Raw genomic sequence first — 24,526 nt, 5'->3', positions numbered from 1 at the left:
GATTGTTCGGTGTTGCCCAGGGTGTCAATGCGCGTCCTGCCATGCCTGCCAGATGTCAGGGCGGAGTCGGCCGCGGGGTGGAACCTCCAGGCCGGCTTCTCGCGCCCAGGCTCGGACCTCGGCGGTGCTCGGGCCGGGCGCCGCGCTGCCCTGATCGACGATGGCAACGTCGACGTGGACCTGTGAAATACGTTGTATTGCAGCCTCTTCAGTTGTCGACCAGGCATGCGCGGCAGCGAGGAACCGGTAGGTCCATTCCTCGGCGAGTTGGCGTGCTTCGCAGAACACGATCGGCACGTTCGGCCACCGAATTTGTAACTCTGCCAACCCGTCGGCGACCACGGCGGGGCGGACCCGGTCCAGCTTGAACAGTTGCGAATAGCGGTCCTCGACGACGACTGCGGCGCGGGGGAGGGCGGCCAGGTCGGCGATCTGATAGCGCAGTTTGCCACCGGTGAGGCTGGAGACCAGGTCGGCCAGGGATTTGCGCTCCACGCTGGCGACGAGCGTTCCATCGATGGTCAGCCCGTAGTCGCCGCATGGCAGTGCGCGCTGAATAGTATCGGCCTGCTGGCTGGCGAACTTGTAGGCGTAGCGCTCGTGGCTGTCGACGACGATTTGGAGCTCGGCGATGCCGTGGGCGCGTGCTCCCGGGGTTCGCACATTTGGGCGGGCCTGCTTGCGGGTGCGTGGTGACTGCCAGAACACCGCGTCCCTGCCCCGGGCGGTCGTGAAAACCAGCTGCGAGCGGTTCTCCCGTGATCGCTGCAGGATCACGTCGATGGCAGCACCCCGACGCTGGCACGAGCGCAATTCGACACGTTCGACGATCACCGCGTCCGTAGGCCACTCGTCGAGGCCCACTGGATAGCAGTACAGCGACTTGGCGCGCGGCCACGTCCCCGACGTGCGGAAGAGGAGGTCGCCGTCGGGCTGTGGAATCCGCAGGAGGTAGGGCAGTCTGGAGCCTTCGTCCGGGTTGAGGGCTATGACCATCTCCGCCACAACGTGATTCTGCCTGATTCGCCGTCGAGACCAATCGGTGGCCGTCGTGAGGACGTCTGAAGTGCGGAAAGTCGTAGTACAACCTCTTTTGCAAAAGACGTCGAACGACTACAATCGGAAATGTCGTCGAACGACTACAAGGAGTGGGCATGCAAGTCAAGACAATGGGCGACGTTGGTGCCCTCGTCCGCTCTGCTCGCACAGCCCGTGGAATGACTCAGGCTGAGCTGGCCGAGCAACTGCGCATGAGTCGGGACTGGGTCGTTCGGCTGGAGAAGGGGCATCCACGACTGGAAGCGCAAAGGGTGCTCGATGCACTTCGCGTTGTCGGCGTGAGCCTGGAGGCGACCGCGCCCGAGGGGCCGTCGAACGCTCGAAAACGTACCCGGAAGGGAGCTCCCGAGAAGCCCAAGCCTGCCGGAACGGCTCCCGCAACCCTTGATCCGTTCGACGCGCTGTTCGGCACAGGGAAAAGGTGATGGCGGACAGGGCGTTGCGGATCTACCTGGACGGGATCCCCACCGGCACGGTGACACAGTCTGCTCACGGAGCGCTGAGTTTCACCTATGACGATGAGTACGCCGAGCGGGACGACCCGACACCGTTGTCGCTGTCCTTGCCTGTCGTGTCGAATCGGCATCGGGACAAGGCTGTTCGGTCCTATCTTGAAGGTCTGCTTCCAGACAGTGAAGGTGCGCGACAGCGGTGGGGACGCGAATACAACGTCTCGCCGAACAATCCCTTCGCCCTGCTCGCTCACGTCGGGCGCGACGCAGCCGGCGCAGTCCAGATTCTCCCGCCCGAAGTCGATCCGTCTGACGCGCGGGCGCGGACGGGTGACATTCAATGGCTCAATGAGACTGAATTCGCCGAGCTCGTCCAAGCGCTCGCTGCTCATCAATCCGACTGGGACCCAGGAAGGTTGGAGGGCAGGTGGAGCCTCGCTGGCGCTCAACCCAAGGTCGCGCTATTCCGGGAGCCAGAGTCCGGGCGGTTCGGGATCCCGCGAGATTCGACGCCGACGACCGTGATCGTCAAGCCGGCAACTGCTGGTTACGCACGGCATCACATCAACGAGGCACTGTGCCAGCGTGCAGCGAGCGAAGCCGGGCTGCTCGCAGCCGAATCCACAGTGATGGAGATCGGTGACGTTCAGGTGTTGACCTCGACGCGCTACGACCGCCTTTATCACGGGACTACCTGGCACCGGGTCCACCAAGAAGACATCTGCCAGGCGTTGTCGGTCCACCCCAGTCTGAAATACCAGTCCGACGGAGGCCCCGGTGTCGGTGATATCGCTGAGCTTCTCAACAGGCTGCCGATCGAGGACCGCGCTGTGAACGCCGAACGCTTCTTCAAAGCGCTTGCCTACAACGTCCTCATCGGCGGAACTGACGCTCACGCCAAGAACTACTCGCTCGTCCTCGTTGGGTCACGCGCCCAGGTGTCGCCGCTGTATGACGCCGCCTCTGCGGCACCGTACAACCAGCGCGAGCGCCTACACGCTTCGATGAAGATCGGTGACCACTGGAAGATGCTCGATGTCACCACCTCGGATTGGAGGAAGGTTGGACGCCGTCTCGGAATTCCCGCGGATCAAGCTGTGGCCTGGGTGGACGAACTCCGTATGGACCTTCCTGCTGCGTTCTCGCGTGCTGCCGCGGCTCTGCCAGAGAGCGTGCGACCCGAGGCGGCACGCATGACGGAGCGGATCATTGAGCATGTCTCCGGGACATGGAAGCCCAACCTGGACCGCTGAACAGCGCGACCATGGCGGTATGGCCGGTTTCGTCACGGTCCGGGTCTACGCCGAGCTCAACGACTTCTTGGAAGCGGACTCGCGCGGTCAGCTCGTGCGCCGCCCCTGCCAGAGCCATCAGACCGTCAAGGATGTCCTGGAGGCCATGGGTATTCCGCACACCGAGATCGACCTGATCCTGGTTGACGGGGAACCGGTGGGTTTCGACCACCGCCCGGCAGTCGGCGATCGCATCGCGGTGTATCCGATGTTCGAGGCGCTCGACATCGGGTCCACGGCGCGGCTTCGGCCCGAGCCATTGCGGGATCCGCGGTTCGTGATCGACGTCAACCTGGGACGCCTGGCACGACTGCTTCGGGTGCTGGGGTTCGACGTGTGGTGGGCGAGCGACGCCGACGATCAAACGCTGGCCGACATCAGCCTGAACCAGCAACGGATCATGCTGACGCGAGACCGGGGCTGTTGAAGCGTCGCGCGATCACCCATGGCCTGTTCGTTCACTCTCAGCAGCCGGAGGAGCAGACGCTGGAGGTGATGCGGCGGTTGGATCTGCGACGGCGGGTCGCGCCGTTCACCCGCTGCGTGCGGTGCAACGGAAGGTTGGCTGCGGTGGCGAAGGAGCAAGTGATCGACCGCCTTGAGCCGTTGACCCGCCGCTACTACGACGAATTCAGCCAGTGTCCGGAGTGCGGGCGGATCTATTGGGCCGGTTCGCATTTCGAGAGATTGACCGGTCTGGTCGACGGGCTGCTGGAACAACTCTGATCAGGACCGCGGGAGTGGCTGGGCGCGAAGGAAATTGGTCCTCTTCCCACTCTCACTATACGGCGGGGGGTGGGGCTTGCGGCAAGGCCCCTGACGTGCTGCACAATCTTCCGGTCCGTGACGAGATGGGGGATTTTGTGACGAATACGCCGAAACCGTTCGAGGTGCACGAGTCCGGTGCGCTCCTGCACGGCACGAAGGCCGACCTGGCCATGGGCGAGTACTTGGTGCCCGGACGCGAGTCGAACTACCAAGCGGGACGGATCATGAACCACGTGTACGTCACCCGCACATTGGATGCCGCGGTGTGGGGCGCCGAGATGGCCGCCGGCGAGGGGCCGGGCCGCATCTACATCGTCGAACCCGAAGGTGTGCTGGAGGACGACCCGAACGTGACCGACAAGAAGCTGCCCGGCAACCCGACCTGCTCGTATCGCACCCGCGAGCCGGTGAGAATCGTCGGTGAGCTCACCGACTGGGTGGGGCATTCACCCGAGCAGCTGCAAGGCATGCGCGATGGCCTGGCTGACCTCCGTCGGCGCGGACTGGACGTCATCTACGACTGATCTCATAGACCCCGCCGGTTCGCTCGATACGGGGATTTGTGCCCACTCCCCGTACCCTTCGATCGTGAACGCGATCGACCCCGACCAGCTCAGCACGTGCCTACGGGTGCTCTCCGAGGTGGACAAGCTGCCTCCTGAGCATCCCGACGCCGTTGCTGTGCGGCTGGCCACCGCGAAGATGTTCAAGGCGCTGAAGAAGGCTCGTCGCACCGCCAGACGCGACGCGATCGTGGCCGCAGACCGCGCTGTCATCGCCGCGACCGCCACGGGTGCGCCGGGACGGATCGACGACGAAACCCAGGGCCTGCCGCTGGTGTCCACCGCGGTCGGGGCCAGTGCGGGCACGCTGCTGCGCTCGCGGGCCTGCTACATCTGCAAGAAGCACCACACCGTGGTCGACGCCTTCTACCACCAGCTTTGTCCAGAATGCGCCGCGATCAACCGGGCCAAACGCGACGCCCGCACCGACCTGACCGGGCGCACGGCCCTGCTCACCGGTGGGCGGGCCAAGATCGGCATGTATATCGCGCTGCGACTGTTGCGTGACGGCGCGCACACCACGATCACCACCCGGTTTCCCAACGACGCGGTGCGCCGCTTCGCCGCGATGGAGGACAGCGCCGACTGGCTGCACCGGCTGCGGGTGGTGGGGATCGACCTGCGCGACCCGGCCCAGGTGGTTGCCCTCGCCGACGAGGTGGCCGCACAGGGTCCGCTGGACATCCTGATCAACAACGCGGCGCAGACGGTGCGCCGTGCGCCGGGCTCGTATGCCGCGCTGGTGGAGGCTGAGCGGACCCCGCCGCCGGCCTTGGTGGACGTCGTCACCTTCGATCACGTCAGTGACGCGCATCCGCATGCCCTGGCCGGGAGCCTCGGCGAGCACCCCACCGCGCACGCACTGACCGAGCTGGCCCTGACCGCCCGCAGCGCCTCCCCGGAGCGGATCTCCGCGGGGACGGCCATTGACGCCGGCGGGTTGCTGCCGGATACCGCGTCGGTGAACAGCTGGACCCAGCGCGTGCACGAGGTCGACGCGATGGAGCTCCTCGAAGTGCAGCTGTGCAACCAGACCGCTCCGTTCATTCTGGTGAGCCGGCTGCGTCCCGCGATGGCCGCGTCACCGGCCCGACGCAAGTACGTGGTGAACGTGTCGGCGATGGAAGGCCAGTTTGGCCGCGGCTACAAGGGGCCCGGGCATCCGCACACCAACATGGCCAAGGCCGCGCTGAACATGCTGACTCGCACCAGTTCTGGGGAGATGCTGGAGCAGGACGGGATCTTGATGACCGCGGTCGACACTGGGTGGATCACCGACGAGCGTCCGCACCCGACCAAGCTGCGGCTGGCCGAGGAAGGTTTTCACGCACCGCTGGATCTGGTGGATGGTGCTGCGCGCGTGTATGACCCGATCGTGCGTGGGGAGTTGGGCGAGGATCTGTACGGGTGCTTCTTGAAGGATTACTCGCCGGCTAGTTGGTAGGGCGATCCTTCAGATGGCATCGAGGTCATGCATTGCGGCTGCAATGGCCTTCATGGGAAGGAAGAGGTGGAGAGGATCCACCGGCGACGCAATGAACTCTGCGTGGTGCAGATAGAAACTGCGGGCATTGTCGTCACGAGCATGGACCAAGAGTGCGGGTGCGGCTACGGACCTCGACAGCATGAAGACGCGCTGGAGTGCGTCGCCGAGTAGGCCCCATCCCAAGCCGCGGCCCTGCCATTCGAGGTCGACGGCGAGTCGTGCCAGAAGGAAGCACGGAACCATCTCGGGTGCCTTTTTTGCGATTGCCTCGGGTGCGGCGCGGCGTCGGTAGCCGGCGACGGTGATCGCGTAGTAGCCGACGACGCGGCCTTCGTACGTGCTGACGTATGTGGTGGCGTTGTCGGCCCGCTGGTTTTGCCAGCTGTACTTGCGGAGCCAATCGTCGAGTTCGGCGGCGCCTGATTCGAAGGCCGATCGGTCGTGGGTTTTCGTGAGTTTCTCGGGTCGAGTTGGTTTTGGCTGGGTGTCCGCCACCGGTCGTGTCAATCGTTGTCGGCGAAAGGGCTCTCGCGTCGGAGAAGCCGTCCAAGTTTGGGCATCGGCTCCAGCGGTGCATCGAGCAGGGTTTGGAACTCGACCCATTGCTCTTCGCTGGCGACGAACCACTTGCGGTCTGCGAGAACTCGCTCGGCGGTCTCTAGTGCGCTGTCCAAAATGAAGTCGGTGACCGTGCTGTCGGTGGCTTCGGCCGCCCGACGGATGAGGAGCTGTTGCTGCGCGCTGGCACGAATATTCATCCGCTGGTCGCGGGTGGTTTTCGTGGTGCTGGCGTCGGTGTTGCGCATATTGCCTCACTCGGTCGGTATGTACAGCGTACGTACGTCGCTGTCGGGGATCAACAAGGACGATTCGTTGGCGGCCACATCACCCCGCGATCGGTCGACGCACGTCCAGCTGTGCCAAGTCGGCTGCGATGCGCCCGGCCGCCCATCCGGCACCGTTGGACGGCGACATCATGCGGGCAATCGTCGCCGGGAAGAGCCGGTTGGTGAGGTCATCGGTTGCCTGGCTGCGCGCTGCCAGTACCGGAAGCAGTGTGCCGCGGTCCACCTCGGTGGCCACCGTCGTGGAGGTGACGGTGAGGCGTTCACCGATGCGCTCGGAGTACGAGAGAAGAAATGATTGACGAAACGAGCGGGTCCGGGTCCGTCCGTCGCCGGTAACGCGGCCCGCTGCCAGCATCGCCCGGTTGGCCTGGACTAGTAGTGAAGTCGACAGCAGCTCAACGAATTCCAGATCGCACGCGGCGCCGATGACGGCGACGAACCCGAGCTTCTCCGCGCACACCATCTGACACCGGTTGGCCGTTGCCACGGACTGCACCAGCGCTGCCTTGGCGATGACGTAGGGACTGTCGATCCAGATTCGCCGGGCGGTCGCCTCGGCTGCGCGACCTTGCTCGTGATCTCGGATCGCATGGTGCAGTGAGTATCTGCTCATCAGTTCTTGGGCCTTGGCCGAAAGTGCTTCCGCTTCTTCGGGAAATTTGGTGGCCTCTGCCTTGGCCAGTAGCCCGCGCACCCGGCTGAGCGCTTTCGCATCGGTCGGGTTCACCGCGACCGCCGAATGCTGGTGCGCACCGGGCAACGGCAGCAACGGCTCGAGGATCGGAAGGGTTCCCAGCAGCCGCAGCACCTTCAATACGACGGTCAACGCTGCGTGATGGTCGACGGCATTCCTGTCCGCCCAGCTCCACATCTGCGGAGCGCCGTGATCGAAATCCGCAGGCAATGCGGCGAGTTCGGCCCGCCATCGAGGATGCAGGGTCGTGACGGAATAGTGCCGCGATTCGCGAACGACGGACTCGGCCAGGTAGCCGGCTGCCGCTGCGTCGAGACGGCGACGAGCGAATTCGTGCAGGTCATTGGGCGACCAACCCACCTGCCACGCGCTGTTGATGGCACCGGCCAAGGTGCCCTCGGCGGCAAGGTCGAGATCGTCTGCCCAGCAGGGGAATTCGTCGAGTAGCTCAGCGGCGTGGAATTCCGCATCGTGGTCGGGACACAAAGCGGAGTTGTACAGCGCCGCGGTGATGCGGTCGAGGAGGGCGACCCGGTCGTACCCGGGATCGGTGCTCCAGCGTTCTCGTCGGGACGATGCGCGGCGGTTCTTCTGCTTGGCGGCGCGCTTCTGGCGGTTGCGGCGGCTCATGTCTGGAGTGTGCTGCAACGGTCTGACAAATTGCGCGTGCTGCCGCGCAGGCTGGACCGCGGCACATCGTGGGGCGGCTCTGCATTCGTAGTCTCTCTGTCTCGCGCCCGGGCACCGATGCCAGGCGAACAGAAGAACGTACAACTGTGCGCCGACAAATTCGGGGCCGTGATGTTCGGTTCGGATTTCCCCGGCAGGCGCTGGGTGGTGTCACCACCACGGAGGTCACCCCGACGCCCAGCGCATCAATGCATCATGATGCAGAGATGCTAGGATGTGGCATGCGGACCACCGTTGATTTACCTGATGACCTGCATAGGCAGGCCCAGGCGATAGCGCGGGACACGCGCCGAACCCTGAGTGAGACGGTTGCTGACCTGATGCGAAGGGGCCTGGGCGTAGCTTCGGCTCCCTCGACGGTTTCGACCGATCCCAGGACGGGGTTGCCGGTGGTCAGCGTAGGCGCCGTCGTCACCTCCGAGGATGTGCGGTCGCTGGAGGACGACGAGTGACCACGCTGCTCGACGCCAACGTGCTGATCGCGCTGGTGGTGGTAGAGCATGTGCATCACGAGGCGGCTACCGAGTGGCTGGCAGCGTCGGACGAGGCATTTGCGACCTGCCCGATAACACAGGGGAGCCTGCTGCGTTTCCTGTTGCGTAAGGGGTACCCCACTTTGGCGGCCCGCGAGGTGCTCGTCGCAGTCGCAGCGTCCGATCTACACGAGTTCTGGCCGGATGCAGTGTCTTTCGATGGTGTGCGACTGGACGGGGTGGTCGGGCACCGACAGGTGACCGACGCCTACTTGGCGCAGCTTGCTCGCCACTATGGCGGGCGGTTGGCGACGCTCGACACCGGGCTGGCGCATCTGCACGACGACGTCGCGGAGTTGGTGTCGTCCGGCGATCACTGATGTCGGAGTCGTCATGGACCATGTCGGATTCGATCGGGATGGATCTGCAGGGTGCGCAGGACGCGATTCAGTCGCTGACCGACGGTGACGCGTGGTTCAGCAGCTCCACTGATCTGACCGGCAAGGGCCGGGGTCTGGGTAGTGGGTCTTTGTCGGAGGTCGTCAAATTCTTTGACGGCCTCCCAAATCGGTGGACGCCGCGGACTCCGAACACCGTTGAGTGCATCCCCAATCCAGCCGAATGGCTGCGCCGTGTCATGTGCGGGCCCCGTCTCTCGGGTGCGCCGCGCCCCCTCGCTCCGTTATGGTCACCGGCACGCAACTTAGCCGGCTCACACCCGAAGCAGCCGACCTCACCGGTACCAACTGCCTCACTGGTCACCAATCAGGCTCGGGCTCAGGGTGAATCCGGCGCGGCGGTTTCGGGATGGTGGTGCCGATAGCTAGCCTGGCGAAGCCTCGAGGGAAGTGAAATATCGATGTTGGTTCTGCACGGATTCTGGTCGACCGAGGACCTGTGTCTGTGGGCCGAGGATTCGGCCCTGTCGGTGAAGAGCGCAAGCCAGGCGTTGCGTGCCGCCCGTCCGCATCCCTTCGCGGCGCCGGCCGATGTGATCGCCGAAATCCACACCGGCAAGCCAGGCAACGCCGTGCTCCTGTTGCCTTCGCTGCGGACGTCGCCGCTGGACTCGCCGGAACTGATGCGGGTCACGCCGCGGCCCGCATCACGCAGTGCGCCCGCGCTGCTGCCGTGGTCGGTTCCCGTGGTATCGCTTCCCGCCGCCTCTGCGCTGGCCCTTTTCGATGAGAAGGCAGCCGATGTGCGGTACGGCGAGTCGGTGACCTACATCGCCGATATCGCGAACTTCGCGCGAAAATTGGTGGCGCGCGGTCGAATTCTGCCCGCACTGGGTGTCGACGAGGGGCAGCCCGTCGCGTTCTGGCGGCCGGTGATTCAGGGCGCCGACGTGATGGAACTCACCGCGATCATCGCGGCTATGCCTCCGGTGTGCCGGGCGGAGTCGGATGCGGCCGGCACACCGGAGTTGGTGACGTCGGCGTTGGCCGCATTTGTCGACGAGTTGGCGCGCGCCGCCGCGCCGCCGGCCGAGGGGTTATTGCCACCCCGACGCGGGCGGCGCCCGAAACGCCTTGCGGTCGAAGAAGAATGGATGACCGCACTGACGGCGCCGGACGGCAGGTTCGATGCGGACCTGGATGATCTCGATGCCTTGGCCGACGCGCTGACGCCGTGGGATGAGATCGGGATCGAGGAGCCGGGCCCGGCTCGTGCGACCTTCCGGCTCACCGAGAACGAATCCGACGACGACGACGCGGGCTGGCGGCTGGAGTTCCTGCTGCAGTCGGTCGCCGACCCCAGCCTGTTGGTCCCGGCCGAGCAGACCTGGGACGACGACGGCAACCTGCGGCGTTGGCTTGACCGTCCCGAGGAGTTACTTCTCGCCGAACTCGGATGGGCCGTCCGGGTCTACCCGGAACTGACCTCCGGTCTGCGCACCGCACGTCCCTGCGGTATCGACCTGGACGCCGAGGGCGCCTACCACTTCCTGTCGGTCGCGGCGCCGCTGCTCGACGATGCGGGCTTCGGGGTGCTACTGCCGTCGTGGTGGGATCGGCGCCGCAAGCTCGGTCTCGCCGTATCGGCGTCCACCCCCGTCGACGGTGTGGTGGCGACGGCGAGTCGGTTCGGCCGCGAGCAGCTGATCGACTTCCGGTGGGCGCTCGCGGTCGGCGATGACACGCTCACTGAGGATGAGATCAACGCGCTGTCGCAGACCAAGGCACCGTTGATCAGGTTGCGCGGTCAATGGGTGGCGGTCGACCAGGAGCAGCTGCGCCGCGGGCTGGAGTTTCTCAAGGCCCATCGGTCGGAGCAGGCGAGTCCCGCCGAGCTTCTGGCGTTGGCGGCGAGCCACCCCGACGACACCGACACCCCGCTGGAGATCGTGTCGGTGCGGGCAGATGGTTGGCTCGGTGATCTGCTCAACGGTGTTGCCGGGCAATCACTTCAGCCCCTGCAACCGGCGCCGGACTTCGCTGCGACGCTGCGTCCCTACCAGCAGCGGGGCCTGTCGTGGCTGGCCTTCCTGTCGGCGCTGGGTCTGGGCAGTTGTCTGGCCGACGACATGGGTTTGGGCAAGACCGTGCAGTTGCTTGCGCTGGAGTCCACACAACGTCACAACGAGCCCGGTACTGCGCCGACACTGCTGCTCTGCCCGATGTCGCTGGTCGGCAACTGGCAGCGTGAGGCCGCGAAATTCGCACCTGCGCTTCGGGTTTACGCCCACCACGGCCCGGCACGGCTGCGCGGCGAGGCTCTGGAGGAACGGCTGGCCGAGGTCGACCTGATTGTCACCACCTATGTGACCGCCACCCGTGATATCGATGAACTCGCGGACTACCGGTGGAACCGGGTGGTGCTCGACGAGGCTCAGGCCGTCAAGAACAGCCTGTCGCGCGGCGCCAAGGCGGTGCGGCGGCTCGACGCCGTGAACCGCATCGCGCTCACCGGCACCCCGGTGGAGAACCGGCTCGCCGAATTGTGGTCCATCATGGACTTTCTCAACCCCGGCCTGCTCGGTTCGTCGGAGGTGTTCCGGGCCCGGTACGCGGTGCCGGTGGAGAAATACGGCCAGACCGAGCCGGCCGAACGGCTACGCCGGATCACCCGCCCCTACATTCTGCGGCGGCTCAAGACCGATCCGGCCATCATCGATGATCTGCCCGAGAAGATCGAAGTCAAGCAATACTGCCGGCTCACCACCGAGCAGGCCTCGCTCTACCAGTCGATCGTCGACGAGATGATGGAGAAGATCGAGCACACCGACGGAATCGAGCGGCGCGGCAATGTACTTGCCGCGATGACGAAATTGAAGCAGGTCTGTAACCACCCCGCGCAGCTGTTGCACGACCGCTCACCGGTTGGCATGCGCTCCGGCAAGGTGATCCGGCTCGAGGAAATTCTGGAGGAGATTCTCGCCGAAGGCGATCGGGTGCTGTGCTTCACCCAGTTCACCGAGTTCGCCGAGATGTTGGCGCCGCACCTGGCCGCGCGGTTCGGTCAGGACGTCGCGTACCTGCACGGCAGTGTGCCGAAGAAGCGGCGCGACGAGATGGTCGAGCGTTTCCAGTCCGGTGAGGGACCGTCGATCTTCCTGCTGTCATTGAAGGCGGGCGGAACCGGCCTGACCTTGACCGCCGCCAATCATGTTGTGCACCTGGATCGGTGGTGGAACCCAGCGGTGGAGAACCAGGCGACCGACCGGGCCTTCCGGATCGGTCAGCAGCGCACCGTGCAGGTACGTAAGTTCATTTGCACGGGCACGCTCGAGGAGAAGATCGACGACATGATCGAGCAGAAGAAGGCGCTGGCCGATTTGGTGGTCGGCGACGGCGAAGGCTGGCTGACCGAGTTGTCCACGGGGGATCTGCGCACATTGTTCAGCCTGTCGGAGGGGGCCGTCGGTGAATGACTGGTATCCGCCGTCGCGGCCCCGTGCCGCTGACGGGTTGAAGGCCCGCAGCGCCCGTGGTGCGATCGCCCAGACCTGGTGGTCGCAACGGTTCATCGAAGTGCTCGAGGCCATGGGGATGGGCAGTCGGATGCAGCGCGGCCGGAACTATGCCCGCCGGGGTCAGGTGATCTCGCTGGACGTCGGGCCGGGTCTGGTCACTGCGGAGGTGCAGGGCAGTAGGGTACGGCCCTATCGGGTCCGGATCGGGATCGCTGCGTTCGGCAAGGGCGAGTGGTTGCAGATCGAAGCTGTACTGGCCGAAAGTGCGTTGTACACTGCAGCTTTGCTGTCCGGTGAGATGCCGTCCGATATTGAGAATGTGTTCGGCGCGTTGGAATTGCCGCTGTTTCCGACGACGGCCCGCGACCTGTCCCTGGACTGTTCGTGTCCGGACTTCGCCGTGCCGTGCAAGCATCTGGCGGCGACGTTCTACCTGCTGGCCGAGGCGTTCGACGAGGATCCGTTCACCATCCTTGCCTGGCGAGGCAGGGACCGTGAGGACCTGTTGGAGAATCTGGCGGCCGCCCGTTCGGGTGGGCGGCCGGCTGCCGACCGGGTGGTGTCCTCGGGGCCTGCTTTGGCCGACTGTCTCGATTCATTCTTTGTGCGGCAGAGCGCTCTTCCCGTTCTCGGCCCTCCCGTTGCCTCGTCGACGGCACTGCTGGATCAGCTGCCCACGGTGGCGGTCGCCGTGCGCAGGCGGGGGCTCGCTGAGATTCTGCGACCGGCGTATGTGGCGTTCGGGGAATCCGACGCGGCGGCGCCCTGACCACGTCTACTCCTGGCCCCACATGGCGGCAAGCATGCCAGCTCTCGGAAGCAAGGTGCGCCCAAGATTCTCGACCTACCCGACACCGTCTGGATCAACCCACCAGCCCGGGAGGCCAACACCACAGCCGCTTAACACCCGATGGACACATCCGCCTTGACAAATTCCGGTTCACAAATTTGCTGGCCATGTGGAGGCAGCTTTCCGATTTGGGCCGTAGCCATTGACAGCTACTTCACAGCAAGTGCGCTCGATCGGCCTGAGATGATTGCTGTAGTCAGGGCTAGAGCCCAGGGGGGAACTATGGCAGATCTGCGTGTGACACCGGAAGTGCTGCGAGAGGTGTCGACGGAATTCGGGACGGCGGCGCAGCAGTTGCACGCGAGCCTGGCATCGCTCGACAGCGAGGTCGCGCAGATGCTGGGGCCGAGTTGGAGCGGGAGCGCGGCATCGGCCTATGACACAGTCTGGCGCGAGTGGCATGAGGGGTCGTCGAAAGTCGTTCAGGGGTTGACGGCGATGTCGGAACTCTTGGTCACGGCGGCCGCCCGGTATTCGGGCACTGACCGAGACGCTGGCGTGTCCATCGCAGGATCGGATCTCTAGAGCATGGCCGCTTTCAAGGTGGATCCGGCGGTGTTGTTGGCCGCTGCCGATCGGATGTCGCAACTCGAGCAGCACATGGAGCAGACGGTGGCGCAGCTGGAGGCCGTCGAGCATCAATTGGGCACAGCCTGGGATGGCGAGGGTGGGCACGCGCAAGCTGCCGCCCAGCAGCAGTGGACCGAGGGCGTGGCCGAGATGCGACACGCATTGGCCCATTTACGGGCAATAGCTGAGGGTGCACATGAGAACTACCACGGCGCTGCGCAAATGAACCTGCGCAACTGGGGTTAGTCGGTGGGCGGCTACGAGGTCGATCCGCAGCAGTTGGCGGCCTCCGGGAAAAGTGTTGGTGCGCAAGGTGACGCGCTGATCGCTGCGCTGCACACGTTGGATTCGGCGTTGGCGGGATCTGAGCTCATGTGTGGAACTGATGGGGCGGGTCTGCAATTCTTCTCCGACTACCGCAAGAGCGCGCAAGCGGTGATCTCGGCGGCTGAGTCGGCGGTGAACGCCTTCCGCAATGTCGGGTATGGCGTTGAGGTGTCGGCGCACAACTATGCGGTCAGTGATGCTGCCTCGACCGTCGGCGGTGGACGCGAGTCGATTCCGGTGCCGGCGGAGCCGACCAAGTACGCGGCCTCGGGGGTGGTGGGGCAGTCGGGGCCGGAGATCCCGGAACCGAGCTTGTGGTCCTTGGTCCAGCCATTCGTCAGCCGGGCTTGGCCGAACGGCAATCCGGACACGATGCGCGCGGTCGCGGGCGCATGGCGTTCGCTCGGTATGGCGATGTCGACCGCAGCAGGCGATGCCGGGGATTGCCTGTCGAGCGTGGCGGGTCACGATATTCCCGAGTTGACGCACATTACCGGGGCGCTGAGCACGTTGACCGGTGGCACCAGTGCTTTGGCAGGCAAGTGCAGTTCCCTTGCGGAGAAGCTGGATTCGTTCGCTGGTGAAGTGCAAGGCGCGCAGGACGCGATCCGGGATCTGCTCCACCGATTGAGTGCCTCCGGAATTGTCAGCCAGATCGGCAGGGTTTTCAGCGGGCATAACCCGCTCGATGGCCTCAAACAGATCGGCCACGATATCTCGGAGATCCTGCACGCCCTCAGCGGTGAATTGGACACCGCTGCTTCCGGTTTCCAGGTACTCATCGATGGCATGGATGGGCTGGTTCGCGATTTCGAGGAATGGGACCGCAAGGAGTTCACCCGGTTCTTCGGCAACGACGTCGGCGGTTTCTTGGCGGGCTTTGTTAATGCGCGCACACAAATCGCTGAGGGCGTGGTGAAGTCGGGGCTGGAGGTTGGGCAGTCCGTTCCGACGATGCTCGCCCACCCGGTAGAAGCAGCGAAGGGTATCTGGGAGATCGACAAGAACCTGGCGGAGTTCTTCAATCCGTTGGGTCCGATGCTTGATCCGAAGGGGCAGAAAGAAGCCGGCGAGCATCTACTTGAAACCGTCAAAGGTGTTGTGGATTACAAGGATTGGTCCAGTGACCGCCCACTGGTCGGGCTGGGCGACAATCTCGGCAACATTGCACAGGTCCTGATGCCCGGTGTCGGCGAGGCCAAGGCCGGAGTGACAGCGGGGAAGGCGGGCGAGGAAGGGGCGCAGGTCGCTCGGGCCGAGGGTGCGGCAGCCCGCAGCGGGGTGGAGGCATTCGGGAAGACCGGGGTCGATGAAATCGCCGGCCAGGCCGGCAAGATCGGCAAGGACCTCGACTCGCTGAGCGCCGCCCCGGTGGAGGCACCGAAGGGCCCTGAACCGGTGGCGCGGCCGGCGGACTCGGGGCCTATGCCATCGTCGCATTCTGGCGACGGTGCCGCAGCGGGGGACGCTGGTGCCGGAAAGGCCCCGGCAGACGCCGGGGTGCGGCCGAGTGGGGAGTCGGTGCCCGGCACTCATGGTCCGGGGACAGCAGCGTATGGCGGCGAGGACGCCGCCGGTGTGCACCATGGAGTTGCTGACGGTGCGCATACGCCTCCACCGGAGTACGCGTGGACCAACGAAGCGAACCCGGGTGGCGCTGTTTCGCATGAGCCTCCTGTACCCCACGAGATGGCTGAAGCGCACAGCGGTGGTGGTGACGATGGCGGTTCGCACGGGGGTGGCGCTGATCAAGGCGGTGGTAACCATGGTGGGTCGAGTGACGGGTCACGTATCTACTCGTTGATGGACGATAGCTCCCATACCACCGGGTTTGCCCCGGACCAACTATCGGATGTCCAGCGCATTGATGGCGCATTGGCCGACCACGGCGTCAAGAAGAGTGACTTCATCGACTTGATCAACACAGCGACCGATAGTCTCACCCCGGCCCAGCGGGACCTGATCAATGATGTGCGCGACTATTTGCCCCATCCGACGAGCGACACCGTGATGCAGAAGGTGATTCCGCCGGGGTATTTCGACGAAGCAAACGGCTTGGTGCAGGGTCGTGCCGATGACTACATCATGGAGCACGGTGTCAGCCCGGATCGAGTGGGTGGTGCGGTCACAGTGGCAGACGATACGGCTCACCTCGGCACACCCGACGGAATCTACGACGGTCTCAGGTTGGACTACACCGACTCTCCATTTGAACGCTACGACCCAGGCACACACGTCATTCGGTTCCAAGCCGACCCTGAGTCACCGGGCAGTTATGAAGTGCCGCGCAACTCCGACATGGGAGGCAGCAATGCCTACGACTCGTGGGACGATCCGTTCACCGGTAATGGGTTCACGAAGTCCGGGGACGACGTCATTCCGGAGTACTACGCCAGAAACACGACGATGAGAGAGGGTGCCGAGATGTGGGAAGTTCTTGACGACGGCACACAACGCCTCGTTGCAGTCTTAAAGGGCGGACACTGGATTCCGCAGGGGAACTGATGATTGAAATGCCAACCACGGGCGCGATCGCGGAATATCGCGGTGAGCGATACCGCATCGTTTTCAGCGGTGACGACTGGGTCGCATTGCACGCAGAACCGGATACTGAGATCCCGGATGGGTTCGCGACCGGCGAAGCGTCCATGGGTCGTGGGTACCACCAGTCTTGGGTGAAGGTTCCCCGATCCGCGCTGGACGGCGTGGTGCACGTTCGCGTGAGCGGAAAGCTATCCGGACACGCTGTGTCCCTGCAGAGCCAATTCCCTGACGGACAAATTGGGGTTGAATTCGTCGGTCCCCCCGCGGTGGCTCGGGAACTTGGATTGGACGGCGACCAATACATGGGATGGACTGGTCTGGTGATGCCCGACAGGTTGACAGACGTACAGGTGGAAGAGACGCGTCGTGCCTGACACGCTGGTATTGCAGAAGCTGCTTGCAGGCCCCACTGCTAGTGCGATCGTGGAAACGGGCCACGATCAAGTTGGCGGGTTTGTGACGGATGCGAGAGCGGTCGTCGGCCTGCGGACCCCGGCAGAATTGTTGGCGGCGTATGGCATTGAAGGAACGCCCGAATTCGTCGATGTCGTGCGGTTCGAGCAGCCAAGACTGGCTAGATTCAGTGCCCCGGGTGAAGCTGAACGTCCGTGGCCGGTTTTCCCGCACGGCTTCCTGCTTGGCGACTCGTTGGCGCAGGTATGGGTCATGGGACGGACCCGGTACTCATACGGCGCTGAGTATTGGCGGATTCGTTCCGATGGTGAGCAGAAGCGGCTTTCTCGTTACGAGGGCGCTGCTCGAGGCTGGGTTGGCGCCAAGCAATGGCGACCGCCGAGTCCTCTAGTGGGCAGCATGGCACGCTGGCGCGGCGGGGAGTATTTCGCCGACGTGGCTGGCGACAAAGTCCTTCTGACTGCGACAGCCGAGGAAGGTCCCGCAGGTTTCTCGCAGGTTCATCCGCGGGCGTGGTCTGCGACAGCGCCTTTGTCGGAATGTGAGGTATTCGAGCGGGTCTACACCGCTGAGTTACAAGGTGTTCCGGTGCGTGTATTGCGTTCTGGCGGAGGGGCAGCCGAACTGCTCTTGCTCTCCGATGATCCCGCCGATGCGGAGCAGGTCGGCGCCGGACTCGTTGAACCCGGTGTCTACGAACTGATTGTGGATCCCAGTCGGTTGGCGAACGTGCGCGGCATCGAGAACCAATTGGCTCGGGGGTGAGTTGACGCAGGATCTCCGCGTGCGCTTACGGGTGCTCGCAGATGGAAGTCAGCTCCCATGTTGTCGAGGGGGCAGATGGGGAGGTCAGGTGCCAGGCGACGACATCGATATCAATGAGGCGATTCGTTTGTACTTGGAGCACTTTCCCGGTGGCAATGATGCAGATTTTGCTTCATATTTCGGTCCGGCTGCAGCCGGAGTCGCCAGAGGGCTGGTTCGCGCGGTACTTGACGAGGCGATGAGTATCAACCCTGACTGGAACTCGATGGACCTCAACGAGGCCGGTGACTACGTTGAATCAGTGATGCAGGATCGCCATCCCGAGCTTTCGAGGAAGTCCTTGGAATGTATTGGCAACTACTTCACGTATCTGATGCGTTAATACGATCGAACTTCGAAGCCTGGGTCTCCTCTTGTTACTGAGGGGTTTGTCGCGATACTGCCACTCGGGGATCGCAGGGCTGCACCGAAATTCGTCCGCGGCTGGACGCAGGACAACTGCGAGTCAGGAAGGGTTGCCCGCCGGTCGTTGGGGCCGCCGTACTAATGCGCCCATTCGATGACCCTGCATTTACGTCGCACCACGCTGCATCGGTTAGCGACTCAGTCAAGCAAGCTGCCCGAGCGCCGCCGCTACCGCCGCGCGCACCGTGGTGGCAATGGTCTCGGGGGAGGACGCGTCGAACTTGCCGTCGAGATGCAGGAAAGCCAGGCCGTGCACGAGGGCCCACACCGCATTCGCCATCGCATCCGGATCCGACGTGGGAAGCGCCTGCCGCACAATCGATCTGAGGTACTCGCTGATCGCATCCACCGCGGCGACGCGTTCGGGGCTCGTCGGATCGCACGGTTCGGCGAACATCGCCCGGAACAGGCCGGGGCGTTGCAGTGCGAAGTTCACATAGGCGATGGCGATGTCGGCGAGGTCGTCCGTCGTTTTCGGTGACGGGTTGGCCGCGGCCAACTGGGCGGCCAGGTCGCGGTAGCCCACCGCGGCGACCGCGGACAACAGCGCGTCACGATCGGCGAAATGCCGGTACGGCGCGGCAGTCGACACCCCCGCCCGCCGGGCCGCCGCGCGTAGCGACAGTTCGGTCGCGCCGCTCTCCTCGAGCAGTTCCAGCGCGGCCTGCACAAGAGCGCTGGGTAGGTCGCCGTGGTGATACGACCGCGTTGACGTGGGCATTCGGGATCCACCTCACAAGTGTTGACACCGCTTACATGTTGATCGTATGTTAGCAGTCAGTAAAAGTAAGCACTGTCAACATTGCTAGGAGTTCCCATGTCGAACGCGTCGGAGGCGTTGTTCGCGCCCCTGCAGCTGAAGTCCGGCCAGGTCTTGTGCAACCGGATCGCGAAGGCCGCCATGGAGGAGGGCATGGCCGGGCAGGCGCAGCTGCCGGATGAGCGCCTCATCGCGCTGTACCGGAAGTGGGGCGCCGGCGGCACCGGTCTGCTCATCACCGGCAACGTCATGGTCCACGCCGAGGCGATGACCGGGCCCGGTGGCGTGTTGCTGGATGCCGACTCCCCGCTCGAGCCGTTCGCGGCGTGGGCGCGGGCCGGCAAGGACGACGGTTCGGCGATGTGGATGCAGATCAGCCACCCCGGCCGTCAGGTCCAGGCCGACATGCCGGGTGTGGTCTGGGGACCGTCCGACGTTGCGGTCGAGCTGGGTCGGCATTCCAAGCGCTTCGGGCAGCCGGTCGCGATGACGGCCGAGCAGATTGCCGACACCATCACCCGCTTCGCCACCACCGCGCGCCGCGCCGAACAGGCCGGGTTCGACGGTGTCGAGGTGCACGCCGCGCACGGATACCTGCTGTCGCAGTTCTTGTCTCCGCTCGTCAACACCCGCACCGACGAATGGGGCGGCTCGCTGGAGAATCGCGCCCGGCTGCTGTTGGAGATCGTGCGGGCGATCCGCGCTGAGGTATCGCCGGGCTTTTCCGTTGCGGTGAAACTGAATTCAGCGGACTTCCAGCGCGGGGGCTTCGACGCCGACGATGCCCGCAAAGTGATCGACATGCTCGCCCCGCTCGGCGTCGACCTGGTCGAGCTGTCCGGCGGCAGCTATGAAAGCCCCGCCATGACCGGCCGCCCGGCCGACGAGCGCACTGCGGCCCGCGAGGCGTACTTCCTCGAGATGGCCGCCGAGCTCGCGGTGAGCAGCCCGATTCCGCTCATGCTGACCGGCGGCATCACCCGGCGTCAGACGGCCGAGCGGGTGCTGGCCAGCGGTGTCGCGGTGGTCGGCATGGCCACCGCGCTGGCCGAAACCCCCGACCTGCCGGCACGGTGGCGCCACGGCGCGGAGGCGACCGGACGACTGAAGCCCGTGACCTGGTCGGACAAGCCGCTCGCCTCCATCGCGAGCATGGCGATGGTCCGTTACCAGATGCGCCGGCTCGGCGCGGGGAAGAAGCCCGCGCTGGGTGTTAGGCCGGCGTTCGCTCTGGTCGCCGATCAATTGGTGTCGCGGCGGGCCCTGCGTCGTTACTCGCGATGGTTGGCGTCGCGGCCGCGGGTGGGTACTCGGACATCGGTTTGACGGATCGGGACAGGAGACGATCATGACGAACGTGCTGATGGTGATCTCGGCGGCCGACCGCTGGACACTCAACGACGGGACGGTGCATCCGTCCGGGTACTGGGCCGAGGAGGTCGCGCGGCCGCACCAGATCTTCACCCAGGCCGGGTGGCACATCACGGTGGCGACGCCGGGTGGCAAGGCGCCGACGCTCGACCAGCTCAGCCTCGGGATCTCCGGCGGCATGCCGTGGAAGCGCAAGGAGGTCAAGAGCTATCTGGACAGCATCGCCAACGTGCTGGCCCATCCGGTATCGCTCGACACCGTGAACGCCGACGACTTCGACGTGGTGTTCTATCCCGGCGGCCACGGTCCGATGGAGGACCTCGCCTACGACCCGGTCTCCGGCGCGCTGCTCGCGCACCGGTTGGAGTCCGGCCAGCCACTGGCGCTGCTGTGCCACGCGCCAGCGGCGATCCTGGCCGCTGCCGGGCCGGACGGGGTGTCTCCCTTCGCCGGGCGGCGCATGACCGGGCTGTCCAACCGTGAGGAGCACCTGAACAGCTTCGGGCGCAAGGCGCCGTGGTTGTTGGAGGACAAGCTCGAGGAGTCCGGCGTCGACTACTCCAAGGCGCTGCTACCGCTGCGTCCGCATGTCGTGGTCGATGGCAATCTCTACACCGGGCAGAACCCGCAGTCTTCGGAGAAGCTGGCCGAGCGGCTGGTGGCTGACGTGGGGAGGGCCTGATGGCTGTTCAGGATGTGGTCGAGGTTGACCTCGGTGGTCATCTGGTCACGGTGCCCAAAGGTGGACTGTATGACCGGTTTCGGATGCGGACCGATCTCGACGAGGTCGCGCGTGATCCCCGGGTGTCCAGCGTCGACTTCTTTCGGAAGCTGCCCAAGACCGAGGTCAACTCGGCGATCGGCCCGACGCTGACGCCGAACTTCTACTACCGCATCTCCACTGCCAGGCTCGTCATGCTGGCTCGATCCCGTGACATCCGCATGCGGCTACCGAAAGCGCTTGCGCCGCTGGAGGTTGCATCCGGCCTAGGGATCGTTTCGGTGATGTTCTTCCGGTACGACGTGTGCGACATCGACTTCTACACGGAGGCTGCTGTCGGGGTCGCGGTTCGCCCGGCGCGGCATGGCAAGCTCGGCTTCGCCGACCTGGCGAGCAGCCTGGCCAACGAGCACCTGCACTCCTACGTGCTGTCCCTGCCGGTGAACACCCAGATCGCCCAGGTGCGCGGACATGACGGGTATGGGTTCCCGAAGTGGGTGACGGGGCTTGATGTCTCCATCGACCCGGACCGGACTGTGGCGCGCGTCGGCAACGACGACGGTGGGATCGACCTAGCGCTCTCCGCTGTCACCCCGCGTCAGGCGAAGTATGAGACGGGGGAGCGGGTTTCGACGCTCACGTCGTACACGTCATTGGGTGGCGCTTGGCATTCCACGCTGAGTCAGACGAATGTGCTCTCGGCCGGAACGGCGCAGTTTCCTCGGGGCGTCGACCTGCAGGTCGGGCAGGGGAGGATGGCTGACGACCTGCGGTCGCTCAAGCCGATCAAGACGATCCAGTTCGATGTCGTCACGGAAGGTCAACTGGCGCTGCACATGCCGGTGCCGGTGTCTGTGCGGGATCTGCTGGTCAGTTGAACGCCGCGCTGCCGGCCACGGGATGCCTCGTGCTGATGAGCTTGGCGTAGCGGTGATTCCGATCGAAGCCGTGGTCGCTGCACCAGGCCAAGGTTCCGGTTGCGGTGGGATAGGTGATCGGCGCGATGGTGGCCCAAAAGTTGGGCGCGTCGATCAGTCACCCGACCACGGCGGCGTGGTGCGGTCCTACTCGCGTAGTCGCACGTGTTCTCTAGCAACGTCAACTCTTTGTCCTACACGACACCTTTACGAGATGGCTGCCCGACTCAGGAGTGCGAGGCCCTGACTACCTCCACGTCTGAGGTCCAATGTGCTATTCCGCGTCGTATGTCGGCGTAGTTTGGATTGCCATAGTCAGGCGGCGCTGTCTCTTCAAGCCCGTTTATCCGTACGGAGTACAGCGATGCCGAATTGGCGGTGATTGACAACGAACCACTTGGAGACGTCTTCAATTCAAGTGAAAATTCTGATTCTTTACGAAGTGCAGTTGAGCTGATAATCGTCCAGGCGGTCCTCCCGCCTCGCCGGTCAGTTTGATTCCACGAGTAGTGGATAACGTCGCGTGCTACTAGTAGTGCGGTACTTGTCTCTGTAATTCTCTCCGCCAGACGCATCTCTAAAACAACACCGAGTACGGACCGAATTCCGTCGTATCTTACTTCAAGAATCTGTGCCTCTAGGAGAGCATCTTGTTCCGAGAACGGATCAGGTGTGACGATACCGCTGGTCACTAGCTGTCCGGGCTCAAGGAAGAATAAATCATCCAACATCGGCATACTTAAGTCCTAACCTAAAGGGATGTGCCAGTACGGGTCTGCGCGGCTGATTGTCTGGCCTGTGATCGGATTGACTGCCTGGCCTGCGCTATTTTCGTAGGATACGTATCCGTTCGGATACTGGTAGTTACCAGTGGTTACTGGGTCCATGACGCGAACTCGGACCACTCGCGGGTCTAATACCCGGCTACCGGGAGGGATGTCATAGACCATGCCTTTGCCGTTATCAGTGACTGTTCCCGCTGCGCCCGGAGGCACAGCGGGCAAGGACTCATTTCCAGGACCCATAACAGTCTCAGGCCTCGGATGTCCTGAGCTTCCGGGGAACGCGCCATCGGGGTAGATACCGAAGTCGGCGAGTCTAGCGCGTAGCGCGGCTTGCTGAATGTCGAGGGATTCTCTCTCTGCGAGGCAAGCGTTGTATTGGGGCACTGGGAGTGGTCCGACGATTGCTACGGAACACCTGCCGTTGTAGGAAGCGATGTCCAGGTTCAGCTTGTCCCACGCCGCTAGCGCCTGTTCCTTGGTCATGAGTCGTGGGTCGTCGGGGGCAGGTGCGGTCTTGAAGGTGACCGCCTGCACTGTGCCGTTCTCGTGGAATGTGAGTTCGTCTAGTGGCGCGAGTGTGGTGGTGATTTTGGCGGCCACCTCACCGTCGATGTTCATGAGTTTCTGTACTCGGGAGGTGATTTCGGTCGCGAAGGCGGTGGCTCGGGCCTGTCGGGCCTCGAATCCGCGCATCAGCGGACTCCATGACCGGTCGCTGACGGAGAAATCCTGCTCCACAGTGAACCCGGCGATCTGAGCTTCTTCGATGGCGTCGAGGACCTGGGTTTTAGCCCAGACGATTTCACCGGCGCCATGACGGGCGGCGGAAGCGGCAGTTTGCAGGCAGTCGACCGCACCACGCACCTTCACCACATCGCCCCACGCGCGGTCGGCTGCGGCGTCCGCGCCCTGTCCTGTCCATACAGTGCCGCCAGGCGAGAGGGTCTGGGTGTGCAGGGACTCGAAGGTGGACTCCCAGAGTTTCGCTGTGGTGGCCCAGTGGGTGTCGGCGGACTCCAGGTGCGCGACGTCCAGGGCTTCGACATCGGTCCGGGTCGGACTAGTGAACCCGTTGAGGGCGGGCATATCAGGCCTGTACGGTCTGGCCGATGTCGGCGATGTGCAACGCCGAGTCGGCGTCGGTGCCGAGGTAGGAATCGGCGGCGGTACGCACTTTGGCCCCGGTCACCCTCGTGCGGGTGGCCAGGATTGATGAGGCGGCGGTGATCCGGCTGTGGCCCTGCTCGACCGCTATCGTGCTGGCCCAGAAGGACGATCTGGTAGCTGGGGGAGCGGTGGTGCCGGTTAGGACGGTTGCTGCGGTGTCATGTGCACCGGCGAGCTGGTGCAACCCAGCCTCGTCAACATTGATGGCTTCCCCCACGGAGGACACTGTAGGACAGCGGGGTGCTGGCTAGGGCTATCTGCTGTCCCCGATGGTCTCGCCGTAGTTGACGAAGTACGGTGGTCCGGCACTGACTGCGGCGACCACGGTGTTCGACATGGTGATGGCTGATTCGGACTAAGGCAGGTGCATCGCACTGGCCGCGGGTGCCGCTGGCGGTGGCGGGGGTTGAGCTATGGCAGAAGGCGGTGCGGCGTTGAGCCTCATGACGGGTCCGTTTGCCAGTTGCCGTCCCGGTATTCGCCGCTGCAGGTGAACTTGCCGGGGTTTCGGCGAGATCGAAATGGGCGAGTGACCGCGCTCACTGAAATTCCCCACTGACGCTCATTGAAAATCCCCACCCGTGTGGCTCCGCCGAGAAGGGCGGGCCTCCCTCGATGCTGCTGGTGTC

Annotated in this window: 24 protein-coding genes and 2 pseudogenes; 19 read left to right on the top strand and 7 right to left on the bottom strand. The window is 64.4% G+C overall.

Annotation, left to right across the window (positions count from 1 at the left end):
- Positions 1–24: 24 nt before the first annotated feature.
- Positions 25–1,005 (bottom strand): ERCC4 domain-containing protein, encoded by a 981-nt coding sequence (locus tag AC4ELS_RS12215; RefSeq protein WP_498885736.1) that lies wholly within the window; start codon positions 1,003–1,005, stop codon positions 25–27.
- Between the two features lie 149 nt (positions 1,006–1,154).
- Here AC4ELS_RS12215 and AC4ELS_RS12210 point away from each other — a divergent pair, with 149 nt between their 5' ends.
- The 6 genes and pseudogenes from AC4ELS_RS12210 to AC4ELS_RS12185 all read left to right on the top strand — a co-directional run bounded on the left by AC4ELS_RS12210 (position 1,155) and on the right by AC4ELS_RS12185 (position 5,578).
- Positions 1,155–1,484: a helix-turn-helix domain-containing protein gene (locus tag AC4ELS_RS12210; RefSeq protein WP_498885734.1), complete on the top strand. Its 330-nt coding sequence runs from the start codon at positions 1,155–1,157 to the stop codon at positions 1,482–1,484.
- Positions 1,484–1,741: pseudogene (locus tag AC4ELS_RS12205) on the top strand (HipA N-terminal domain-containing protein); the annotation flags it as partial. The gene AC4ELS_RS12210 and the pseudogene AC4ELS_RS12205, both read left to right, overlap by 1 nt.
- 186 nt (positions 1,742–1,927) lie before the next feature.
- Positions 1,928–2,764: a HipA domain-containing protein gene (locus AC4ELS_RS12200; protein WP_498886201.1), complete on the top strand. Its 837-nt coding sequence runs from the start codon at positions 1,928–1,930 to the stop codon at positions 2,762–2,764.
- A gap of 19 nt (positions 2,765–2,783) precedes the next feature.
- Positions 2,784–3,529: pseudogene (locus AC4ELS_RS12195) on the top strand (Mut7-C RNAse domain-containing protein).
- 125 nt (positions 3,530–3,654) lie between these two features.
- A complete protein-coding gene (arr, locus tag AC4ELS_RS12190) occupies positions 3,655–4,095 on the top strand; it encodes an NAD(+)--rifampin ADP-ribosyltransferase (protein ID WP_498886199.1) in 441 nt (146 codons plus the stop codon).
- Positions 4,096–4,159: 64 nt separating this feature from the next.
- Positions 4,160–5,578, top strand: a complete 1,419-nt coding sequence (locus AC4ELS_RS12185) for an SDR family NAD(P)-dependent oxidoreductase (RefSeq protein ID WP_498885732.1) — start codon at positions 4,160–4,162, stop codon at positions 5,576–5,578.
- A 9-nt stretch (positions 5,579–5,587) separates the two neighbouring features.
- Here the strand turns inward: AC4ELS_RS12185 and AC4ELS_RS12180 are convergent, their stop codons facing one another.
- The 3 genes from AC4ELS_RS12180 to AC4ELS_RS12170 form a co-directional block, all read right to left on the bottom strand.
- Positions 5,588–6,115 (bottom strand): GNAT family N-acetyltransferase, encoded by a 528-nt coding sequence (locus AC4ELS_RS12180; RefSeq protein WP_498885730.1) that lies wholly within the window; start codon positions 6,113–6,115, stop codon positions 5,588–5,590.
- Positions 6,116–6,123: 8 nt separating this feature from the next.
- Positions 6,124–6,426: a type II toxin-antitoxin system TacA family antitoxin gene (locus AC4ELS_RS12175; RefSeq protein WP_491841730.1), complete on the bottom strand. Its 303-nt coding sequence runs from the start codon at positions 6,424–6,426 to the stop codon at positions 6,124–6,126.
- Positions 6,427–6,505: 79 nt separating this feature from the next.
- Positions 6,506–7,792 carry a DUF2786 domain-containing protein gene (locus tag AC4ELS_RS12170; protein WP_498885727.1) on the bottom strand — a complete coding sequence of 429 codons (1,287 nt, stop codon included), beginning with the start codon at positions 7,790–7,792 and terminating at the stop codon, positions 6,506–6,508.
- 281 nt (positions 7,793–8,073) lie between these two features.
- On the opposite strand from AC4ELS_RS12170, the gene AC4ELS_RS12165 reads away from it, so the two are divergent.
- The 10 genes from AC4ELS_RS12165 to AC4ELS_RS12120 all read left to right on the top strand — a co-directional run bounded on the left by AC4ELS_RS12165 (position 8,074) and on the right by AC4ELS_RS12120 (position 18,093).
- Positions 8,074–8,304 carry an antitoxin gene (locus AC4ELS_RS12165; RefSeq protein ID WP_498885725.1) on the top strand — a complete coding sequence of 77 codons (231 nt, stop codon included), beginning with the start codon at positions 8,074–8,076 and terminating at the stop codon, positions 8,302–8,304.
- Positions 8,301–8,705 (top strand): TA system VapC family ribonuclease toxin, encoded by a 405-nt coding sequence (locus tag AC4ELS_RS12160; protein WP_498885723.1) that lies wholly within the window; start codon positions 8,301–8,303, stop codon positions 8,703–8,705. Before AC4ELS_RS12165 ends, AC4ELS_RS12160 begins: the two co-directional genes overlap by 4 nt.
- Before the next feature lie 479 nt (positions 8,706–9,184).
- A complete protein-coding gene (locus AC4ELS_RS12155) occupies positions 9,185–12,199 on the top strand; it encodes a DEAD/DEAH box helicase (protein WP_499047530.1) in 3,015 nt (1,004 codons plus the stop codon).
- Positions 12,192–13,010, top strand: coding sequence for an SWIM zinc finger family protein (locus tag AC4ELS_RS12150; protein ID WP_498885719.1), 819 nt, complete (start codon positions 12,192–12,194; stop codon positions 13,008–13,010). Before AC4ELS_RS12155 ends, AC4ELS_RS12150 begins: the two co-directional genes overlap by 8 nt.
- Positions 13,011–13,313: 303 nt before the next feature.
- Complete coding sequence (locus AC4ELS_RS12145) at positions 13,314–13,616, top strand: WXG100 family type VII secretion target (RefSeq protein ID WP_498885718.1); 303 nt, start codon at positions 13,314–13,316, stop codon at positions 13,614–13,616.
- Between the two features lie 3 nt (positions 13,617–13,619).
- Positions 13,620–13,907, top strand: coding sequence for a WXG100 family type VII secretion target (locus AC4ELS_RS12140; RefSeq protein WP_498885716.1), 288 nt, complete (start codon positions 13,620–13,622; stop codon positions 13,905–13,907).
- A 3-nt stretch (positions 13,908–13,910) separates the two neighbouring features.
- A complete protein-coding gene (locus AC4ELS_RS12135) occupies positions 13,911–16,493 on the top strand; it encodes a WXG100-like domain-containing protein (RefSeq protein ID WP_498885714.1) in 2,583 nt (860 codons plus the stop codon).
- Positions 16,493–16,906, top strand: coding sequence for a UCP033725 family protein (locus AC4ELS_RS12130; protein WP_498885712.1), 414 nt, complete (start codon positions 16,493–16,495; stop codon positions 16,904–16,906). Before AC4ELS_RS12135 ends, AC4ELS_RS12130 begins: the two co-directional genes overlap by 1 nt.
- Positions 16,899–17,711 carry a hypothetical protein gene (locus AC4ELS_RS12125; protein WP_498885710.1) on the top strand — a complete coding sequence of 271 codons (813 nt, stop codon included), beginning with the start codon at positions 16,899–16,901 and terminating at the stop codon, positions 17,709–17,711. Before AC4ELS_RS12130 ends, AC4ELS_RS12125 begins: the two co-directional genes overlap by 8 nt.
- 88 nt (positions 17,712–17,799) lie before the next feature.
- On the top strand, positions 17,800–18,093 hold the full coding sequence (locus AC4ELS_RS12120) for a hypothetical protein (protein WP_498885708.1): 294 nt from the start codon (positions 17,800–17,802) through the stop codon (positions 18,091–18,093).
- Between the two features lie 225 nt (positions 18,094–18,318).
- Here AC4ELS_RS12120 and AC4ELS_RS12115 read toward each other — a convergent pair whose 3' ends face one another.
- Positions 18,319–18,897: a TetR/AcrR family transcriptional regulator gene (locus tag AC4ELS_RS12115; RefSeq protein ID WP_499047528.1), complete on the bottom strand. Its 579-nt coding sequence runs from the start codon at positions 18,895–18,897 to the stop codon at positions 18,319–18,321.
- Between the two features lie 96 nt (positions 18,898–18,993).
- Between AC4ELS_RS12115 and AC4ELS_RS12110 the strand changes: the two genes are divergently transcribed.
- The 3 genes from AC4ELS_RS12110 to AC4ELS_RS12100 are packed head-to-tail and all read left to right on the top strand — an operon-like array spanning position 18,994 to position 21,906.
- Positions 18,994–20,262 carry an NADH:flavin oxidoreductase/NADH oxidase family protein gene (locus tag AC4ELS_RS12110; protein ID WP_499047526.1) on the top strand — a complete coding sequence of 423 codons (1,269 nt, stop codon included), beginning with the start codon at positions 18,994–18,996 and terminating at the stop codon, positions 20,260–20,262.
- Positions 20,263–20,284: 22 nt separating this feature from the next.
- On the top strand, positions 20,285–20,989 hold the full coding sequence (locus tag AC4ELS_RS12105) for a type 1 glutamine amidotransferase domain-containing protein (RefSeq protein WP_499047524.1): 705 nt from the start codon (positions 20,285–20,287) through the stop codon (positions 20,987–20,989).
- Positions 20,989–21,906 carry an acetoacetate decarboxylase family protein gene (locus AC4ELS_RS12100; RefSeq protein ID WP_499047523.1) on the top strand — a complete coding sequence of 306 codons (918 nt, stop codon included), beginning with the start codon at positions 20,989–20,991 and terminating at the stop codon, positions 21,904–21,906. The genes AC4ELS_RS12105 and AC4ELS_RS12100 overlap by 1 nt, the downstream gene beginning before the upstream one ends.
- Positions 21,907–22,691: 785 nt before the next feature.
- On the opposite strand, the gene AC4ELS_RS12095 is transcribed toward AC4ELS_RS12100, so the two are convergent.
- Positions 22,692–23,816, bottom strand: a complete 1,125-nt coding sequence (locus AC4ELS_RS12095; protein WP_499047521.1) for a hypothetical protein — start codon at positions 23,814–23,816, stop codon at positions 22,692–22,694.
- Between the two features lies 1 nt (position 23,817).
- The gene (locus AC4ELS_RS12090; protein WP_499047519.1) at positions 23,818–24,114 is read right to left on the bottom strand and encodes a hypothetical protein; all 297 of its coding nucleotides are present in this window, start codon (positions 24,112–24,114) and stop codon (positions 23,818–23,820) included.
- Positions 24,115–24,526 lie beyond the last annotated feature (412 nt).

The sequence above is a fragment of the Mycobacterium shunyiense genome, from assembly GCF_058270035.1.
The sequence above is the reverse complement of the archived record's forward strand: the minus strand, read 5'-3'. Positions and strand labels throughout refer to the sequence as shown.

What these genes read in the sequence shown, in the direction of transcription:
- AC4ELS_RS12210 (WP_498885734.1), top strand. Translation starts at nt 1,155, where the DNA reads ATGCAAGTCAAGACAATGGGCGACGTTGGTGCCCTCGTCCGCTCTGCT.
- arr (WP_498886199.1), top strand. Translation starts at nt 3,655, where the DNA reads ATGGGGGATTTTGTGACGAATACGCCGAAACCGTTCGAGGTGCACGAG.
- AC4ELS_RS12175 (WP_491841730.1), bottom strand. Translation starts at nt 6,426, where the DNA reads ATGCGCAACACCGACGCCAGCACCACGAAAACCACCCGCGACCAGCGG.
- AC4ELS_RS12170 (WP_498885727.1), bottom strand. Translation starts at nt 7,792, where the DNA reads ATGAGCCGCCGCAACCGCCAGAAGCGCGCCGCCAAGCAGAAGAACCGC.
- AC4ELS_RS12165 (WP_498885725.1), top strand. Translation starts at nt 8,074, where the DNA reads ATGCGGACCACCGTTGATTTACCTGATGACCTGCATAGGCAGGCCCAG.
- AC4ELS_RS12155 (WP_499047530.1), top strand. Translation starts at nt 9,185, where the DNA reads ATGTTGGTTCTGCACGGATTCTGGTCGACCGAGGACCTGTGTCTGTGG.
- AC4ELS_RS12145 (WP_498885718.1), top strand. Translation starts at nt 13,314, where the DNA reads ATGGCAGATCTGCGTGTGACACCGGAAGTGCTGCGAGAGGTGTCGACG.
- AC4ELS_RS12140 (WP_498885716.1), top strand. Translation starts at nt 13,620, where the DNA reads ATGGCCGCTTTCAAGGTGGATCCGGCGGTGTTGTTGGCCGCTGCCGAT.
- AC4ELS_RS12130 (WP_498885712.1), top strand. Translation starts at nt 16,493, where the DNA reads ATGATTGAAATGCCAACCACGGGCGCGATCGCGGAATATCGCGGTGAG.
- AC4ELS_RS12115 (WP_499047528.1), bottom strand. Translation starts at nt 18,897, where the DNA reads ATGCCCACGTCAACGCGGTCGTATCACCACGGCGACCTACCCAGCGCT.
- AC4ELS_RS12110 (WP_499047526.1), top strand. Translation starts at nt 18,994, where the DNA reads ATGTCGAACGCGTCGGAGGCGTTGTTCGCGCCCCTGCAGCTGAAGTCC.
- AC4ELS_RS12105 (WP_499047524.1), top strand. Translation starts at nt 20,285, where the DNA reads ATGACGAACGTGCTGATGGTGATCTCGGCGGCCGACCGCTGGACACTC.
- AC4ELS_RS12100 (WP_499047523.1), top strand. Translation starts at nt 20,989, where the DNA reads ATGGCTGTTCAGGATGTGGTCGAGGTTGACCTCGGTGGTCATCTGGTC.
- AC4ELS_RS12095 (WP_499047521.1), bottom strand. Translation starts at nt 23,816, where the DNA reads ATGCCCGCCCTCAACGGGTTCACTAGTCCGACCCGGACCGATGTCGAA.